This window comes from Gelidibacter sp., assembly GCF_035577925.1.
In the GTDB taxonomy this organism is placed as follows: domain Bacteria; phylum Bacteroidota; class Bacteroidia; order Flavobacteriales; family Flavobacteriaceae; genus Gelidibacter.
The window spans coordinates 1-16,852 of record NZ_DATJCY010000240.1 but is presented as its reverse complement, the minus strand read 5'-3'; the positions used below and the strand labels follow the sequence as shown (position 1 = coordinate 16,852).

The window sequence follows — 16,852 nt, the reverse complement described above, 5'->3', positions numbered from 1 at the left end:
TCATAATGAATACTGTCCTTTGGCATTCCGGCAGCTAGCAATTCATCACGAATCAAAAAAATCATATCTTTTGGTCCGCAAATAAAAGCATGGTGTGTATCAGGAATATCAATGAATGTTTTTGTCAGTATTGCTAATTTTTCCTTATCAAATCGCCCGTTCAAAAACGGAATGTCACGATGCTCTTTTGTTAAAAAATAAAACACTTGAAACCTGTCAAAAAACTCATTTTTAAGCTGTTCTATTTCTTCTTTAAAGATAATGGATTTTACAGTCCGGTTCAAATAAAACAATTTGAAGGTACTGTTTGGTTCTTTGAGCAAATGGGTTTTAATAATGGATATTAAAGGTGTAATTCCACTTCCTGCAGCAAATGCAATGTAATTGTTATGTGCACCAGCATTTACATTTACTGTGAATTCGCCATGCGGTGGCATCACTTCAAGCGTATCGCCTTTTTTTAAGGTGTTGAAAACGTAATTTGAAAATACGCCGTCGCGAATGGTTTTTACCGCCACTTTCCATTCGTTGTCCAACGGACTTGAACATAAGGAATAATTCCGCCGAATATCTTCGCCGTTAATTTCCTTTCTCAACGTAAGATGTTGCCCTTGCTTGTATCCAAATTTTTCTTTGAGTTTATCGGGAACTTCAAAAGCAATGACCATGCAATCTTTTGTTTCCTTATAAATATCTGCCACTGTGAGCTTGTAGAATTTCGCCATAATAGTGCCTGCAAAGACAGGTGACTCATTGTTAATATTTGTAAATCCTATATAATTATTTATAAGATTATGTTTTTCTAAACTTCAAAAATTTAAACTTACAAGGTTTAGACCTACAAGGTTGTAAAACTTAGCGAAGCGATCTCACGCAGCGAAGTAAGTAAACCTTGCAGGTCAGCTTTAAAACCTTACAGGCTATAAACTAATTCTTGCAGATCAGAAACTAACAAGCGTTAGTCTAGTGAGCAAATTTACAAAATTTATTATAAACTATTTGTTAATTCCGTAGATTAGCACGTTGGTTAGATTTTGTGCAAGATCCTTGGCGTTCAATTCGTCCTTTTTTGGAATCCACAAATACAGAGAACGCAAGGTGGAAAGTACAGAAAACATAATGATTTCTGGATTTGAATCGATAATTTCATTGCTTGAAATTCCTGATTTGACAATGTTCAAAAAATCCTGCTCATAATTTTTTCGCAACTTCAAATAATACTCCAATTGCTCTTCAAGATGCATCCAATCGTTATTCAGCGATGCCATACCGTACGTGTTATTGGTTGTAATATCCACATGAAGGGCAATAATGAGATTCAACTTTTGGATGCTGTTATTATCCGAAGTTTTAATGATTTCCATGCCATGGGTAAACTCTTCGGCTAGCGAAATAATGATTTCCTTTAAAATATCTTGTTTGGAATGAATATGATTGTACAAACTGGCTGCTTTTATGCCCATAGCCGTTGCCAAATCGCGCATGGTTACAGCACTATACCCTTTTTCTTTAAAAAGTTTTGCAGCTGTTTTTATAATTTCGTCCCGACGGGTATTTACGACATTCAAAGTGTATGGTTTGTTGAATTATTCGTAAATTTAAACAAAAATAAGCAATGGGAATTTTCGATTTTTTATTCGGCGATAAAAAGAAACGCATTCAAGAGTTTTTAGATAAAGATGCCATCATTTTAGATGTCAGAACCAAAAGCGAATGGGATAACGGTCATATCAAAAATGCCAAACATATTCCGTTGGACCAATTAAGAAATCAATTGGAGAAAGTAAAAAAGATGAACAAACCCGTCATTACATGTTGTGCAAGCGGCGCACGTTCTGCACAGGCTGCACGGATTTTGAACTCCAATAATATACAAGCCCTGAACGGCGGTGGATGGATGAGTTTACAGAATAAAATCCCCTCCTAAATCCTCAGGATTTTGATTGGTGTAGACCTGGAATTAAGGCGGCTTTAAAACCTACAATTTTATATGCTGTAGATCGTCAGATGATTTTATGGAATTACCTTCATATTGAAGGGTCCATCCCAATGAACTTGTTAAAATATAAAACTTTGACAATTCACTGATCAATCTGTTTTGGGCATTGCTTTTTAAATTGGAAGCTTCTATCTTTTTCATCAATTGAGCATTCACTTTATCTTTGATCTTATTATAATCTTCTGCGTTAAACGGATTGAAGAAATCGGCAGTAACATCATAATATTCAAAATCGGGACTAATTTTGATTTCTTCCTTTGGAATGTTTAAAATCCGCAGGGTTTTAGTACTTTCATCAAGTTCATATTCAATCTGGCTCAAATCATAAGAAACTGTAACATCGGCATTCACGACTACCAACGCTTTCTTTTCAACATTGACCAAATTGGCAAAAATAGCTTTCGAGTTTTTATACGAAAATACCTGACTGAAATGTCCTTCAGTAACCACCAACTTACTCACATTCCTGATTTGCTCCTGGATAAGTGCCGAATTTTCATGCAGAATGGTTTGTTCCTTATCGTTAAAAAAATAGCGATATCCGAACAATACAAATAAGACCAGAATTAAAACATAAAGGAGTTTTCGCATTTTTTTTGGCTTTTAAAACCTACAAGGTTTGAAAATTAAACCTACAAGGTTTGAAAAACCTTGCAGGTTCGAGATTATTTTTTGAGCTCTAATTTTTCGGCAAAATAATCGCAAAAATCATGCATGGTCGCCGCCATTTTTTCATCGTCGGTAGCACGCAAAAAGGTATTGCTCATTTCGACCAATGTTTGATGAAAAAACAATTTCATTTCATCAACCGGCATATCTTTGGTCCAAAGGTCAATACGCAAAGTTTCTTGTGCTTCACTATCCCATACAGATAGCATCATCGCCTTGGCTTCTTCATTATTGATACCGCCATCTTGAGCCGTCCAGCTCAGCTTTTCAGGAATCCGATTGGCATCCAACTCAACATTTAATTCTATAGTAGATTTTATAGTATTTGACATTATTTTCGTGGTTTAAATTTAGATTTATTAAAAATTTCATCAGCATTCAGCTTCAACATATCCATGAAGTTGACTTCATTGTTATCCATGTACGATCGCACAATTTGCCAACCCATATATTGTCCAATTCTATCTGGTGACTCGGCATCAAGTTCCAAATAAAATTTACTAAAAGGCGCTTCATTGATAAAACGACCGGCCAAACTGTTGTCCGTACTAAACAAGAGTTCGCGCTCAATAAAATAGCGCCATACTTCACTTTCATTTTCTTTTATCCATTCCAATTGCGCTTGGGTATATCCAATTTTTTCGGCATCGGTTTTAAAAGGAATCATCTTATCCTTAAAATATAATTGTTTTCCAAAATAAATCATATCATCCAAAAGCGTTTTTGGATGGTTTTGAGAGATATATTTTTCTGAATAATCGGCAGCCAAATCACTTACAATAAGTGATTTATCCATTTTTAAAGTCAAAAACCGCTGAATGCCTTCATAAAAATGATGTTCCGGACCCAAATACGTATCCAAGGCAATCAATACAATCGTATCGGTAACAATGGTTTTATTGCGATAATCCACATCCGAAGTTACCGTGATAATGCGAGGTACCTGAAAGGTTTTGTCATAATATTTTAAATGCTGAAAAAGTCCTTGGATATCATGTTTTACAGCCTCAAAATTAGAAAAGGTTTTTCTGACCTCACTAGACAGTTCTTGCTGCAACGTGTCATTCATCCGATCAATCCATACCGAATCATTAATGCGTTCTGAGAACAAAAATGGATAAGCGGATTTCAACTTAGGCAAATCGGAAGGTTTAGCATCGGCAAAGGACAGATCAAAACGCTCAATAGTTACATCGACATCAATTTTGGAGATTTCTTTCTCAAGCTGATTATCTTTTTTACAAGCATTAAAAAAAAGTAAAAGGACAATTAGAAAACCAACATTTTTCATAACGTATTTTTAAAGGTCTAAATTTTTATTACTTCGGTGATTACTTTATTTTTGTAGCACAAAGGTAGTATTCTTTGTCATAAATATTCCATAAAATGCATACAGAAAAAGTTATTGACCATATTGTAAACTGGTTAAAGCAATATGCCATAAATGCCAAATCAAAGGGTTTTGTTATCGGTATTTCTGGCGGCATTGATTCGGCAGTAACTTCCATGTTATGCGCTAAAACAGGTTTGGACGTTTTATGCATCGAAATGCCCATCCATCAACCAGAAAGTCATGTATCGCGTGGGCAAGAACACATCCATCATCTCAAAACAAATTTCACGAACGTTAGTGATCAATTGGTCGATTTAACTCCTGTTTTTGAAGAATTTAAAACTCAGGTAACCTCAACAAAAAAACAAAACGTTGTTGATTTGGCATTGGCCAATACCCGTGCCCGTTTACGAATGACCACACTGTATTATTATGCAGGATTAAAAGGATTACTAGTTGCAGGAACAGGAAATAAAATCGAGGATTTTGGCATTGGGTTTTATACAAAATATGGTGACGGCGGTGTGGATATTAATCCCATAGCCGATTTGATGAAAACCGAAGTTTACACCATTGCAAAAGCATTGGGTATTGTTCCATCTATAATAAATGCTGTACCGAGTGACGGCCTTTTTGGCGATGACCGAAGCGATGAAGACCAAATTGGCGCTACTTATCCTGAATTGGAATGGGCCATGAACATGAAAGAAAACGGCAAAACGGCAGACGATTTTGAAGGTAGGGAACGCACTGTTTTTGAATTATTTACAAGACTAAACAGAAATAACCAACACAAAATGCGGCCAATACCCATATGTGAAATTCCAAAAAAATTTAAATAACTTAATTTTCAAATTGAAATCGATCGAAAATTGATGGAAATGTATTGAGTTACATCTTTTTTTTATACTTTTACGTAGTGCCTTCCACAATCAAGAACTTAGCGGATCACATACATTTTCTAACTTTTCTAATAATATAGCGTTATGATAAAAGTGTTGGTTGTAGATTATCATCCTATTGTCAGGGCAGGACTAAAACTTCTTTTTGAAACGGATCCGGAAATTAAAGTTGTTGGCACCATTGGTAGTGGCATTGAAATCTTTGAATTTATAAGGCGCTTCCCGGTAGATGTCATCATATCCGAAATAGATTTGCCGGAACTCAACGGCATTACTGCCATAAGAGCCATCAAAAAGGACAATCAAAATTTAAAAATCATTATGTTCAGCCATCAACCTGAAGAAATTTATGCCATTAGTTCCATCAAAGCTGGTGCCGCTGGATATCTTTCAAAAACAGTTGATGTAAAAACCATTAGAGAAGCGATTTTAAAAGTTTATGGTGGTGGAATTTATTTGAGTGAAGCTATGGCCAAACACTTAAATTATGAAGATACGCGGAACAGCAAAACAAATCTCTACAAACGCCTTTCTACAAGAGAAGTCGAAGTTTTAAAACTTTTGTCTTCTGGCAAGAAAAACAAAGAAATTGCCCAAGAACTTGCTATTAATGAAAAAACCGTCAGCACCTACAAAGCACGACTTTTCAAAAAACTTAACGTCACCAATTTAGTAGATTTAATCCATCAGGCAGAACATACAGGCAGTATCTAAATTTTGCTGCCTACCACTTTCCCCAGTTTTTTGGACAACAGGGTTTTTAATTTCAAGTAATCTCTTACATCTTCCATAACCGCAATGGTATTGACATTGGGTTTTATCGTTTCATTTTGATATTCTACCACTTTTTGGTCAATTAAAAAACAGCGCAAACTCAAAATGGTTTGAGTGACCAATTGGGCTATGGTCTTGTTTTTATCTTTAGGAATAATATGATTTCTTTCCCAGTCGTGTAAAACATAACGTTCATCATTCATCAAAATAGTAGTGACCTCATTCGCCATATCTTGGTCAAGTGAATTGATAAAATCCTTTAACTGAAAATCTTTGGCCTGATGCAGAGCTTCAATAATTATGGAGTATAAGCTTCTAAAACGCTCGTTAGAAAATTGCATTTCATCTTCTTGCAAATCGAGATAAATTTTCTCAAAAACCCTAGCCCTTTGGATGATAGGCTCCATTTTCAAATCGCCCGTTTTTTCATCTTCTGTCATTACCAGGTCTTCAAAATCCTCTGTTTCATTACCATATAGCAATAAAATTTCGATGATTTTCAACTCCAGTTCATATTGATGGTCAACACGTTTTGCAGAGGTCTCCGGCCGTATAACTTCAAAGGCTTTTTGCTCGGTTGCCGCTTGCTTGCTGGCTTCCTGAATTTCCTTTTTATTGATTTGCGCCAAGGTAGTAAACAAAACCTGCTCACTGATATCCATAATGTTAGAGCATTCCCTAACATAGATTTCTCGTTTAATAGGATCAGGAATTTTTGAAATACTATGCACAATTTCTCTAATAGTATCGGCCTTTTTTATCGGATCATTCTTAGCATCTTCAACTAATAAAGACGCTTTAAATTGAATAAAATCCTTGGCATTTTCTTGAAGATACGTGGTCAACTCTTCAAAAGTATTTTGCCTTGCAAAACTATCGGGATCTTCACCTTGTGGAAAAGAACATACTTTGACATTCATGCCTTGCTCCAAAATCAAATCAATACCTCTTACCGAAGCACGAAGGCCAGCGGCATCACCATCAAAAAGCACTGTAATATTTTTTGTCAATCGGTTGATTAATCGAATTTGCTCGGGCGACAATGCCGTTCCAGAAGAAGCCACCACGTTTTTCACTCCTGTTTGATGAAATTGGATCACATCGGTATAACCTTCCACCAAATAGCAATTATCTTCTTTGGCGATGGCTTGTTTGGCATGAAATAAGCCATACAGAATCTTACTTTTATGATAGACTTCACTTTCAGGTGAATTGAGATATTTAGCCGCTTTTTTGTCAGCTCCCAAAATCCGACCTCCAAAACCCAAAACACGACCGCTCATACTATGAATGGGAAATAAAACACGACCTTTAAAACGATCAAAACGTTTATCGTCCTTAACGATGGTCAATCCGGTTTTTTCAAGAAACTCCAATTTATAACCTTTGCTCAAGGCTTCATCAGTAAAAGCGCGCCATTCGTCAAGCGCATAACCTAAATTATAAGTTTTGATGGTTTCCGTCGTAAAACCACGTTCCTTAAAATAACTGAGTCCTATTGCTTTTCCAAGCTCCGTATGATGCAGTGTTTTTTGAAAATATTTACTGGCAAACTCATTCACCAAAAAAAGACTTTCGCGCTCATTGGCTTCTTCTTTCTGCTCATTGGTTTGTTCGGTTTCTTCTATTTCAATATTGTATTTTTTGGCAAGATATCTAATGGCTTCAGGATAGGTAAAATGCTCATGCTCCATAATAAAGGTCACAGCATTGCCTCCTTTGCCACTACTAAAATCTTTCCAAATCTGCTTTACAGGACTCACCACAAAACTTGGCGAGCGCTCATCACTGAACGGGCTCAACCCTTTGTAATTACTGCCTGCTTTTTTTAGATTGACAAAATCGCCAATGACCTCTTCAACACGAGCGGTTTCAAATACTTGATCTATGGTCCTTCTTGAAATCAAAACTTTGGAATTATTTTTCGTAAAAATACATAAACATATGACATCTTAGGCTTATATTTCGGTAGGTTTAACCAATATTTAAGTGGTATCCATATTATATTATCAGACAAAAAATACTGAAGTTTTAGATGATACTGTAAATTTACAGTACCATCGTTTTTTAGAACTAATAAGATTAATCTATGAAAAAAATACCACGTTTTACAAGTCGGTTAAGGAACAATATTGTAGAAGTACCCGAAATCATTAATACGTGTTCGGGAATCCAGGTTTTTGGACAACTTCTAAAATCGTTTTTATTTAGTACCGACGTAGCCATTATCAGAAACACGAATGCCAATGCCATAATTGCAGTATATCCGTTTACGCCGCAACCCATGATTTCGCAAGCGTTAATTTTGGCCGCAGACAAGCCTATCTTTTGTGGCGTTGGTGGTGGCATTACCACTGGCGACCGATCTATTGGACTTGCGATTCACGCCGAATTTCAAGGGGCATTGGGCGTGGTTTTAAACAAGCCTACGCCGAATGATTTGATAAAAAGATTAAAAGAAAAAACAGATATTCCTGTTGTCATTACGGTAGTTTCTGAAAAAGATGATATTGAAGGGCGTATTGCTGCTGGCGTTGATATTTTTAATGTTTCCGGTGCCGCAAAAACTTCAGATATCATTAAAAAAATAAGAGATATTGATAGCGATGTTGCCATAATTGCAACAAGCGGAAAAACAGATGACACCATTCAACTGGCTATCGAATCTGGGGCCAATGCCATTTCTTATACGCCGCCCACAACCGCCGAATTGTTTAAAGATATCATGGTTAAATATAGAAACGAATAACACGATTTCTAATTATAATTAAAAAGGGCGCTGAAAAATCTTCAACGCCCCTTTTTGACTAACACTTTTAATTAATTCTATTTTTCATTTATCTGTTAAAGATCCCAGCGCAATCCTAAAGAAATATTATGCTGAGCCACTGGTTGATCTTTAAACAAATCATTCAAATTATATTTGGCATAAACACTAAAATCGCCAACGCCAATATAACCGCTCAATCCATACACAAAATTGGTTGTGTTGTAATCCACTTTCATTTTATCTTTTTGATTACTTCCATTTTCATGGTATTTCAATTTTTGTTGCGTGCTTAGATTAACTCCGGCAAAACCACCAACACCAATTTTAAATTGATTCCTAGTACTATATCTAATACGATTGTCATACTGTTTCACTTTTGATGGACCAAACTCAAAATGTAAAGGGACAACCAAACTCGTGGTTCTAAATTTCGCTTTCTTTAAATGCAACGGAAATTCTTCGAGCGTCGTTTCACTGCCATGGTCCACAAAATAAAGATTATCTTTTATGGACAACTTATTCCACTGCAATGACAATCCGTAATTAACCCTAACAAAATTTGAATTTTCTAAAAGTCGGGTTTGCCATATCCAGCCCAATTCCACAAAACCTGAACCTCCAATTTTATAAGGTGAATCGTCCAAACTTTGTCCATCAATAAGTGTATTATTGAATCCTATGGCAAATATCCAATCGCTGTAAGTTCGGATATCATATTTAGGAACTTTGTTTCGACTCTTAACGTTGATTCCTGTTAGAGAACCAATGTTCAATTCTATTTGACTTTGATTTTCAGTTCCCCATTTATAATTCTCATCATTGCGTTGCAAAAGCGCGATTTCATTATCAATAATAATCATTCTGTTTTCGATGTTCAATGCTCTTTTTTTGGCCATTTCTTGCTTTAAGGTTTCTGCCTTTTCTTGAGTGATTTCACCTTTTTCGAGACGCTGATTAATCGCCTCTACTTCAGCTTTCAACATGGCTTTTTCTTCTGTAGCAATGGTTTCCCTTAATTGCTTTAGGTTCTCGATTTTGTAATGATTAACAGGTTTTTGAATCGTGTCCTGCGCGCTGGCTTTACCAATAATTAAGCATAAGCTTGCCAGCACAATGATTTTTGTAATTGTGTTCATAATGTTCGATTTTTGATTGATGATTTTACTTTGAGTACTAAGATGCCTGTCTGCGCAGGCCTTATTTAATTATTTCGTTCGGCAACAGCAGTTTTTACCGTTTCGTAACTGTTTTTAAGAGCTTCAAATATTTTATTTCTAAAGGATTGCTGTAGCTCAGCTTCCACATCTTGCAACAAACTGTTGGCGTCCACAGTCATTGTGCTTTCTTTTAAAACACTTTGAAAAGTAATTTCTTTTTGCGCTTTAAGCAAGAGTGCTTCAATATCGGCATCAGTTACGGTTTGCCCTTGGCTTTTTATTTCATTGATCTGTGCTACGATTTCTGAAACTTTTTCATCTTCAAACGATTGCTTTTCCACTTCTAATTCTATCTGTTCCGATGGTGCTATTTTTTCATTTTTTGCAATTGTAGATTGTATTGGAGTTGCCAAATCCAAAGTGTTTTTGTCTTTTATAAATTGGTTTATGGAGGTTTCTTTTTCAGTCATTTCTACATTTTTAACAGTTTCCGATTCAGTTGCCAAATGTTGCCCTGACGCAGGTTCCGTTAGCAGTTTTTTATCAACTGGTTTTTGGACATCTACAATAACTGGTTTTTGAGAATCCGCTGGATTATCCTTAAAAAACACATTGGTTATCAATAAAACACCAATCAAACTAGCGGCAATACCCATCCACCAAAACGGCATTTTATTTTTCTTTTTATCCGCAACATCCAATCGGTTTGCCAAACTATCCCATGACGCTGCCGAAGGCTCAATACGGCGCTTTTCCAGCGTTTTCTTTATGTTATTTTCCCATTGCATCTGTTGCAGTATTTATAGTGTTCGACTTATTTATCTTTTCTTGCAAAAGCTGTCTGGCTTTATATAATTGCGATTTTGAAGTGCCTTCATTAATATTCAGCAAACTTGCAATTTCATGATGTTTATAGCCTTCAATCACATACATCACAAACACCATTTTATAACCTTCTGGCAATTCATCAATATAAAACTGAATCTCATTCACCTCCATTGACGATTGGATGTTATTGGTCGGTTCAGGATTAACTTCAAAATCTTCAACCGAAAACTCAATCTTCTTTTCTTGTCTTAAGAATGAGATGGCTTCCCTGACCATTATTTTTCTTAGCCAACCTTCAAAACTGCCTTCATTTTTAAAATTTGACAGATTTGTAAACGCTTTGAAAAACCCATTCAACATCACCTCTTCTGCTTTTTGAAGATCTTTTACATAATAACGGCAAACACTCAGCATTTTTGGCGCATGGGTTTCATAAAGCATGTGTTGTGCTTTACGATTGTTTTTAGATGCTTTTTTTATAAGCTCCACATTGTTGTTATGTAATTGAATAACTTTCAAAAGTTGGTTTGTTAGGTCTTCTAATTATAAAGACGCAAAAGTGATACAAATGGTTGCCTGAAGATGTATTTATTTTGATATTTTTTTGAGAAATCCGTAGAATCAAAACTTCAAATTTTGATTCTCAGAAAACTAAATGCAATAAGAGATTATACTTTTTTAATGAAAAGTAAAAATAAAAAGAAGTTTGTAAATAACTCAACTACTTTTTCCGATCAATCACATAATTGACCATAAGTAATAGTGAAGCTTTAAATTCAGATTCGGGATAAGCATCCAATAACAACAACGCTTCTTTTTGGAATTCCAGCATTTTAGAAACGGCATATTCCAATCCGCCTTTATTTTTTACAAAAGCAATGACTTCTTTAACCCGCTTTCGGTCTTTATTGTATTTTTTAACCGAATTGATGAGCCAAGCTTTTTCTTTTTTAGTCGAATTGTTGAGCGCATAAATCAACGGCAAGGTCATTTTTTGTTCCTTGATGTCGATACCCGTTGGTTTTCCGATAGCTTCATTGCCGTAATCAAACAAATCGTCTTTAATTTGAAATGCCATCCCGATGAGTTCACCAAACTTGCGCATCGTTTCCACATGCGGCGAATTTGGTTTCACCGATGCCGCACCAAGACTACAACAAGCTGCAATAAGCGTGGCCGTTTTTTGACGGATAATTTCATAATAAACAGCTTCCGTGATATCAAGCTGACGTGCTTTTTCGATTTGGAGCAATTCGCCTTCACTCATTTCCCGAACAGCCACCGAAATGATTTTCAAAAGATCAAAATCGTTATTATCAATGGAAAGCAATAAACCTTTTGAAAGTAGATAATCGCCAATCAGTACAGCAATTTTATTTTTCCACAAGGCGTTAATGGAGAAAAATCCACGACGCCTGTTACTGTCATCCACCACATCATCGTGCACTAAAGTTGCCGTATGAATGAGTTCAATAACAGCCGCACCTCTGTAAGTGCGTTCACTAACATTGCCATTATTCACAATTTTTGCAACGAGAAATACAAACATAGGTCGCATTTGTTTGCCTTTTCGGTTGACAATGTAAGTGGTAATTCTATTTAAGAGCGCCACTTTTGAAGACATAGAGAGTAAGAACTTTTGTTCAAAAAGTTCCATTTCGTATGCAATGGGTTGCTTTATTTGTTCGTCAATTTTCAAATGGTAAAAGTCAAGCGGTTTGTACGACAAACGTACTAAAAATGAAAATGATATGCTATTTTATAATTTAGAAAGCGAAATTTCATGAAATATTCCAAACAATCCCTATAAAAAAGTTTCCTTTTACGATTTATTAGCCAATTGCCCACAGGCGGCATCAATATCCTTTCCTCTCGATCGTCGTACCGTAACCGTAATATTATGAGCTTCCAACATAGAAATGTACATATCTATCGCTTCACTTTTAGCTTGTTGAAATTCGCCATCATCAATAGGATTATATTCAATTAAATTCACTTTACTTGGTGCAAACTTGCAGAATTGAATCAGGGCGTCCACATCTTTTTCAGTGTCATTAATACCATCCCACACCACATATTCGTAAGTAATGGTGTTTTTTGTTTTGGCATACCAATATTCAAGAGCTTCTCGTAATTGGGATAACGGAAAGGTAGCATTAAATGGCATAATTGAAGTACGGATTTCATCAATAGCCGAATGCAACGACACAGCAAGACCAAATTTCACCTCGTCGTCTGCCATTTTCTTGATCATTTTAGGAACACCGGAAGTTGACACGACAATTCGTTTTGGAGACATTCCCAAGCCTTCGGGAGATGTAATTTTTTCAATCGCCTTCAATACATTATTATAGTTCATAAGCGGTTCGCCCATGCCCATAAATACAATATTGCTCAAAGGACGGTTGAAATACAATCGGCTTTCCTTATCAATAGCGACGACTTGGTCAAAAATTTCATCAGGATTAAGGTTTCGCATGCGTTTCAATCTCGCAGTAGCACAGAACTTACAGTCGAGACTACAACCCACTTGTGAGGATACACAGGCAGTGGTTCGGGTTTTTGTCGGAATCAACACCGATTCTACAATCAAACCATCATGCAAACGAATGGCATTTTTAATAGTGCCATCGTTACTACGTTGCATCTGATCGACTTCAATATGATTGATGACAAAGTGTTCTTCCAGCATCTGACGCGTTTGTAAGGAGATGTTGGTCATATCTTCAAACTTATGTGCGCCTTTGCTCCACAGCCATTCATACACCTGATTTCCACGAAATTCCTTATCGCCCTGAGCAACAAAAAATTCGCGAAGTTGCTCTTTACTTAATGCCCGTATGTCTTTTTTTTGTGTTTCCATTGCAGATGCAAAAGTAGTGAAATCCCGATAATTATCGGGAGAAGATGAAATTGAAATTGATATTGAAGTTTACCATTTCACAGAGATTCGTTGAGATACACGGAGATTCACAGAGTTTTATAAATTTATGCTGAAAAAATCTGTGAGAATCAGCAAAATCAGCGTCATCTGCGTTCCAATAATGAAATAGAAATTGAAAATAAAAAAGCCCCGTCATAATGACGAGGCCTTAGCTCTATATAGATTATTTATTTAAAGAATCAACATGGCATCGCCATAGGTATAAAAACGGTATTTTTCCTTAACCGCTTCTTCATAAGCTTTCTTTATAAAATCGTGACCTGCAAAAGCAGAAGCCATCATCAATAAAGTAGATTTTGGTGTATGAAAATTAGTAATCATACAATTGGCAATACTAAAATCATACGGCGGGAAAATAAATTTATTGGTCCAACCTGAAAATTCGTTCAGCGTTCCATTGGATGACACGGCACTTTCAACAGCTCGCATAACCGTTGTACCAACCGCACAAACTCTTTTTTTATGCGCCTTGGCATTATTGACAATATCAGCGGCTTGTTTCGTTACAAAAGCTTCTTCACTATCCATCTTATGTTTGGACAAATCTTCAACCTCAACAGGATTAAAAGTTCCTAAACCAACATGAAGCGTAACTTCGGCAAATTCAATACCTTTAATTTCCAAACGTTTTAATAAATGCTTAGAAAAGTGCAAACCTGCTGTTGGGGCTGCAACTGCACCTTCTTTTTTAGCAAAAATAGTTTGGTAGCGCTCTTCATCTTCTGGCTCAACTTCTCTTTTGATATATTTAGGAAGTGGCGTTTCACCAAGGTCTGTCAATTTTTGACGGAATTCTTTATACGATCCATCGTATAAAAAACGCAACGTGCGCCCTCTTGATGTTGTATTATCAATAACCTCAGCAACCAGAGTTTCATCATCTCCAAAATACAATTTGTTGCCAATACGTATTTTACGTGCCGGATCGACCAAAACATCCCAAAGTCGTTGCTCTTCATTAAGTTCTCTCAACAAAAATACTTCAATACGAGCTCCTGTTTTTTCTTTATTTCCGTAAAGACGTGCCGGAAAAACTTTAGTGTTATTAAGTATCATCACATCGCCCTCATCAAAATAATCAAGAATATCCTTGAATAATCGGTGTTCAATCGTCTGCTTCTTTCTGTCCAAGACCATCAAACGCGCTTCGTCTCTGTTTTCGGCCGGATATTCAGCTAATAATTCTTCAGGAAGTTTAAAACCAAAGTGTGATAATTTCATCTGTTTCTATTTAATTGTTTTTAATGATTAGCTCTATCTAATGATAGATTTCGCGAACTTTTTTTATACGCTAACCTCAATCTTACATTTCTTGCAGGTTTTACAAATCCTTTATCAAAAGTGGCAATAAGCATAAAAAATTTCGGAATGCAAATATACGACCTCAAAGTAGGCGTTGTCAAGTAAATGGCGGTTTATTATTTTAACAAATCAAATCCGATGGCTTTAAGATCCTCCCAAAACGTAGGATAGGATTTTGAAACTACCATCGCATCCTCGATCTGAAGATTCGTTTTTAATGCTAATGGTGCAAATGCCATCGCCATTCTGTGATCATGATAAGTAGCAACCCTTACGTTTTCAACAATTTTGGTTGATGGCTGCAAGCGTAAAGAATTATCGGTTATTTCAACTTTTGCTCCAAATTTCTCAAGCTCTGTTTTCAACGCCACTAATCGGTCCGTTTCCTTGATTTTTAAAGTGTGCAATCCGGTGAGATAACAACCAATGCCTAAGCCAAAACAAGTCACCGCAATAGTTTGGGCAATATCCGGTGCGTTTTCAAGTTGGCAATCGATGGTTTGAACTTCACATTCCACATGTTTATGAAGGGTAATGGAATGGTCATTAAACGTTGTTTTTACACCAAAATCGGTATAAATTTTGGACAAAACAGAATCGCCTTGCAAACTGTCTTTTTTATAAGAAGATAACGTAATTTTTGTTCCTACTGGACTCAGTGCCACAATGCCATAAAAATAGGATGCCGATGACCAATCACTTTCAACCGTTATTGGATTTTGATGTTCATGTAAATGTTCAAGCGGACTTACTTTGATTTTATTGTTTTCAAAACGGGTTTCTACGCCAATTTGATTAAGTAGATCCAAAGTCATATTAATATAAGGAACAGATGTGATTTCGCCTTCCAATGTTAATTCCAAGCCGTTTTCTAATCTTGGCGCAATTAATAAAAGTGCCGAAATGTACTGACTGCTGACATTGGCCTTTAAAGATACTTGATCTTTTGACAGTGTTTTTCCTTTAATTTTTAAAGGTGGACAACCTTCAGTTTCTAAATAGGAAATCTCTGCACCCAAAGTATTTAATGCTTCGACCAAAACCTGAATAGGCCGTTCTTTCATTCGGTCGGAACCTGTAATGGTAATTTCCCTTCCGTCTTGAGTTGAAAAAAAAGCGGTCAAAAAACGCATGGCCGTTCCGGCATGGGAAATGTCTATTAGATTTGAGGTTGATTTTAATGCTTTTTGCATCACTTCCGAATCGTCAGAGTTGGAAATGTTTTTAATTTGTAATTCAGGATAAAGTGCTTGTAAAAGCAATAGTCGGTTGGACTCACTTTTAGAACCCGTAACAACTATTTTTGGTAGATTTTCTACAAGAGTAGATTTATGAAGCGTTAATAACATGAAATTTTAATTTGAAATTTTTAATTTATTCTTTCGTCATCTCTTTAAAGACAAGAATGTTGAATAATGATATTTAAAAAACATAAAACAGATTATCACAAACCGACAACCTATAATTGACAACCGACAACTCACAACCGATAACAGCCTTTTACTTCAACTTTTCATTATTGTGATGACGGTCGTGGTCACGTTTTGTTTTTAGGTTCAACTTTTTATCAAAAGCAGCTTGAAGATCAACACCTGTTTGATTGGCCAAACATAAGACCACAAAAACAACATCGGCCAATTCTTCGCCAAGATCTTTATTTTTGTCGCTTTCTTTTTCGCTCTGTTCGCCATAACGACGTGCAATAATCCGAGCCACTTCGCCAACTTCCTCAGTAAGTTGCGCCATGTTAGTCAACTCGTTAAAATAACGAACGCCATGGGTTTGGATCCAATCATCTACCGCTTTTTGCGCATTTTTTAGTTCCATTTTTATATTTTTTTAATGAAATTTATAGAATGTTCTAATTTGTAATTCCTTTTAATCATTCCAAGTTTTTAGTATCAATAACCAAAGTCACTGGACCATCATTTAACAGCTCCACCTTCATATCGGCTCCAAATTGGCCAGTTTGTATTTTCTTATTCAAATCGTTTTCAAACTGCTTTATGAAATTTTCATATAACGGAATGGCAATATCCGGTTTTGCAGCTTTGATATAGCTCGGTCGATTTCCTTTTTTCGTTAGCGCATGAAGCGTAAACTGACTGACTACAATCACATCGCCATCAACATCTAAAAGCGACTTGTTCATCACACCGTTTTCATCATCAAAA

The 16,852-nt window shown here is 36.1% G+C and carries 19 protein-coding genes; 4 read left to right on the top strand and 15 right to left on the bottom strand.

Features of this window, described 5'->3' with window-relative positions:
- Together VNJ50_RS09715 and VNJ50_RS09710 are read right to left on the bottom strand one after the other, a co-directional pair.
- A partial coding sequence (locus VNJ50_RS09715; protein ID WP_325581342.1) for an FAD-binding oxidoreductase occupies positions 1–725 on the bottom strand: 725 nt, incomplete at its 3' end.
- Between the two features lie 270 nt (positions 726–995).
- On the bottom strand, positions 996–1,568 hold the full coding sequence (locus VNJ50_RS09710) for a TetR/AcrR family transcriptional regulator (protein ID WP_325581340.1): 573 nt from the start codon (positions 1,566–1,568) through the stop codon (positions 996–998).
- A gap of 47 nt (positions 1,569–1,615) precedes the next feature.
- On the opposite strand from VNJ50_RS09710, the gene VNJ50_RS09705 reads away from it, so the two are divergent.
- A complete protein-coding gene (locus VNJ50_RS09705; protein WP_325581338.1) occupies positions 1,616–1,927 on the top strand; it encodes a rhodanese-like domain-containing protein in 312 nt (103 codons plus the stop codon).
- Positions 1,928–1,978: 51 nt separating this feature from the next.
- On the opposite strand, the gene VNJ50_RS09700 is transcribed toward VNJ50_RS09705, so the two are convergent.
- The 3 genes from VNJ50_RS09700 to gldB form a co-directional block, all read right to left on the bottom strand.
- Entirely contained in the window at positions 1,979–2,590 is a 612-nt protein-coding gene (locus VNJ50_RS09700; protein ID WP_325581336.1) for a DUF4230 domain-containing protein, read from the bottom strand.
- A 74-nt stretch (positions 2,591–2,664) separates the two neighbouring features.
- Positions 2,665–3,000 (bottom strand): gliding motility protein GldC, encoded by a 336-nt coding sequence (gene gldC / locus VNJ50_RS09695; RefSeq protein ID WP_325581334.1) that lies wholly within the window; start codon positions 2,998–3,000, stop codon positions 2,665–2,667.
- Positions 3,000–3,959: a gliding motility lipoprotein GldB gene (gene gldB, locus VNJ50_RS09690; RefSeq protein WP_325581332.1), complete on the bottom strand. Its 960-nt coding sequence runs from the start codon at positions 3,957–3,959 to the stop codon at positions 3,000–3,002. The genes gldC and gldB overlap by 1 nt, the downstream gene beginning before the upstream one ends.
- Before the next feature lie 95 nt (positions 3,960–4,054).
- Here gldB and nadE point away from each other — a divergent pair, with 95 nt between their 5' ends.
- Both nadE and VNJ50_RS09680 read left to right on the top strand, forming a co-directional pair.
- Entirely contained in the window at positions 4,055–4,843 is a 789-nt protein-coding gene (nadE, locus tag VNJ50_RS09685; protein WP_325581330.1) for an NAD(+) synthase, read from the top strand.
- A 144-nt stretch (positions 4,844–4,987) separates the two neighbouring features.
- On the top strand, positions 4,988–5,617 hold the full coding sequence (locus VNJ50_RS09680; RefSeq protein WP_325581328.1) for a response regulator transcription factor: 630 nt from the start codon (positions 4,988–4,990) through the stop codon (positions 5,615–5,617).
- Here VNJ50_RS09680 and dnaG read toward each other — a convergent pair.
- Positions 5,614–7,584: a DNA primase gene (gene dnaG, locus VNJ50_RS09675; RefSeq protein ID WP_325581326.1), complete on the bottom strand. Its 1,971-nt coding sequence runs from the start codon at positions 7,582–7,584 to the stop codon at positions 5,614–5,616. The genes VNJ50_RS09680 and dnaG overlap by 4 nt on opposite strands.
- A gap of 182 nt (positions 7,585–7,766) precedes the next feature.
- Here dnaG and VNJ50_RS09670 point away from each other — a divergent pair, with 182 nt between their 5' ends.
- On the top strand, positions 7,767–8,426 hold the full coding sequence (locus VNJ50_RS09670) for a hydrolase (RefSeq protein ID WP_325581324.1): 660 nt from the start codon (positions 7,767–7,769) through the stop codon (positions 8,424–8,426).
- Positions 8,427–8,521: 95 nt separating this feature from the next.
- On the opposite strand, the gene VNJ50_RS09665 is transcribed toward VNJ50_RS09670, so the two are convergent.
- The 9 genes from VNJ50_RS09665 to dtd all read right to left on the bottom strand — a co-directional run.
- Complete coding sequence (locus VNJ50_RS09665; RefSeq protein ID WP_325581322.1) at positions 8,522–9,583, bottom strand: hypothetical protein; 1,062 nt, start codon at positions 9,581–9,583, stop codon at positions 8,522–8,524.
- Positions 9,584–9,648: 65 nt separating this feature from the next.
- A complete protein-coding gene (locus tag VNJ50_RS09660; protein ID WP_325581320.1) occupies positions 9,649–10,392 on the bottom strand; it encodes a hypothetical protein in 744 nt (247 codons plus the stop codon).
- Positions 10,376–10,951, bottom strand: a complete 576-nt coding sequence (locus VNJ50_RS09655) for an RNA polymerase sigma factor (protein WP_325581318.1) — start codon at positions 10,949–10,951, stop codon at positions 10,376–10,378. The genes VNJ50_RS09660 and VNJ50_RS09655 overlap by 17 nt, the downstream gene beginning before the upstream one ends.
- Positions 10,952–11,153: 202 nt before the next feature.
- A complete protein-coding gene (locus VNJ50_RS09650) occupies positions 11,154–12,131 on the bottom strand; it encodes a polyprenyl synthetase family protein (protein WP_325581316.1) in 978 nt (325 codons plus the stop codon).
- A 123-nt stretch (positions 12,132–12,254) separates the two neighbouring features.
- The gene (rlmN, locus tag VNJ50_RS09645) at positions 12,255–13,295 is read right to left on the bottom strand and encodes a 23S rRNA (adenine(2503)-C(2))-methyltransferase RlmN (RefSeq protein ID WP_325581314.1); all 1,041 of its coding nucleotides are present in this window, start codon (positions 13,293–13,295) and stop codon (positions 12,255–12,257) included.
- 252 nt (positions 13,296–13,547) lie between these two features.
- Entirely contained in the window at positions 13,548–14,597 is a 1,050-nt protein-coding gene (gene queA / locus VNJ50_RS09640) for a tRNA preQ1(34) S-adenosylmethionine ribosyltransferase-isomerase QueA (RefSeq protein ID WP_325581312.1), read from the bottom strand.
- Positions 14,598–14,794: 197 nt separating this feature from the next.
- Complete coding sequence (locus VNJ50_RS09635; RefSeq protein ID WP_325581311.1) at positions 14,795–16,027, bottom strand: 3-phosphoshikimate 1-carboxyvinyltransferase; 1,233 nt, start codon at positions 16,025–16,027, stop codon at positions 14,795–14,797.
- Positions 16,028–16,178: 151 nt separating this feature from the next.
- Entirely contained in the window at positions 16,179–16,505 is a 327-nt protein-coding gene (locus VNJ50_RS09630; RefSeq protein WP_325581308.1) for a nucleotide pyrophosphohydrolase, read from the bottom strand.
- A gap of 55 nt (positions 16,506–16,560) precedes the next feature.
- On the bottom strand, positions 16,561–16,852 hold a 292-nt coding region (dtd, locus tag VNJ50_RS09625; RefSeq protein ID WP_325581306.1), incomplete at its 5' end, for a D-aminoacyl-tRNA deacylase.

Bases quoted from the DNA above. Each gene is read 5' to 3' on its own strand.
- VNJ50_RS09705 (WP_325581338.1), top strand. From the start codon at position 1,616: ATGGGAATTTTCGATTTTTTATTCGGCGATAAAAAGAAACGCATTCAA.
- VNJ50_RS09700 (WP_325581336.1), bottom strand. From the start codon at position 2,590: ATGCGAAAACTCCTTTATGTTTTAATTCTGGTCTTATTTGTATTGTTC.
- gldC (WP_325581334.1), bottom strand. From the start codon at position 3,000: ATGTCAAATACTATAAAATCTACTATAGAATTAAATGTTGAGTTGGAT.
- gldB (WP_325581332.1), bottom strand. From the start codon at position 3,959: ATGAAAAATGTTGGTTTTCTAATTGTCCTTTTACTTTTTTTTAATGCT.
- nadE (WP_325581330.1), top strand. From the start codon at position 4,055: ATGCATACAGAAAAAGTTATTGACCATATTGTAAACTGGTTAAAGCAA.
- VNJ50_RS09680 (WP_325581328.1), top strand. From the start codon at position 4,988: ATGATAAAAGTGTTGGTTGTAGATTATCATCCTATTGTCAGGGCAGGA.
- VNJ50_RS09670 (WP_325581324.1), top strand. From the start codon at position 7,767: ATGAAAAAAATACCACGTTTTACAAGTCGGTTAAGGAACAATATTGTA.
- VNJ50_RS09665 (WP_325581322.1), bottom strand. From the start codon at position 9,583: ATGAACACAATTACAAAAATCATTGTGCTGGCAAGCTTATGCTTAATT.
- VNJ50_RS09660 (WP_325581320.1), bottom strand. From the start codon at position 10,392: ATGCAATGGGAAAATAACATAAAGAAAACGCTGGAAAAGCGCCGTATT.
- rlmN (WP_325581314.1), bottom strand. From the start codon at position 13,295: ATGGAAACACAAAAAAAAGACATACGGGCATTAAGTAAAGAGCAACTT.
- queA (WP_325581312.1), bottom strand. From the start codon at position 14,597: ATGAAATTATCACACTTTGGTTTTAAACTTCCTGAAGAATTATTAGCT.
- VNJ50_RS09635 (WP_325581311.1), bottom strand. From the start codon at position 16,027: ATGTTATTAACGCTTCATAAATCTACTCTTGTAGAAAATCTACCAAAA.
- VNJ50_RS09630 (WP_325581308.1), bottom strand. From the start codon at position 16,505: ATGGAACTAAAAAATGCGCAAAAAGCGGTAGATGATTGGATCCAAACC.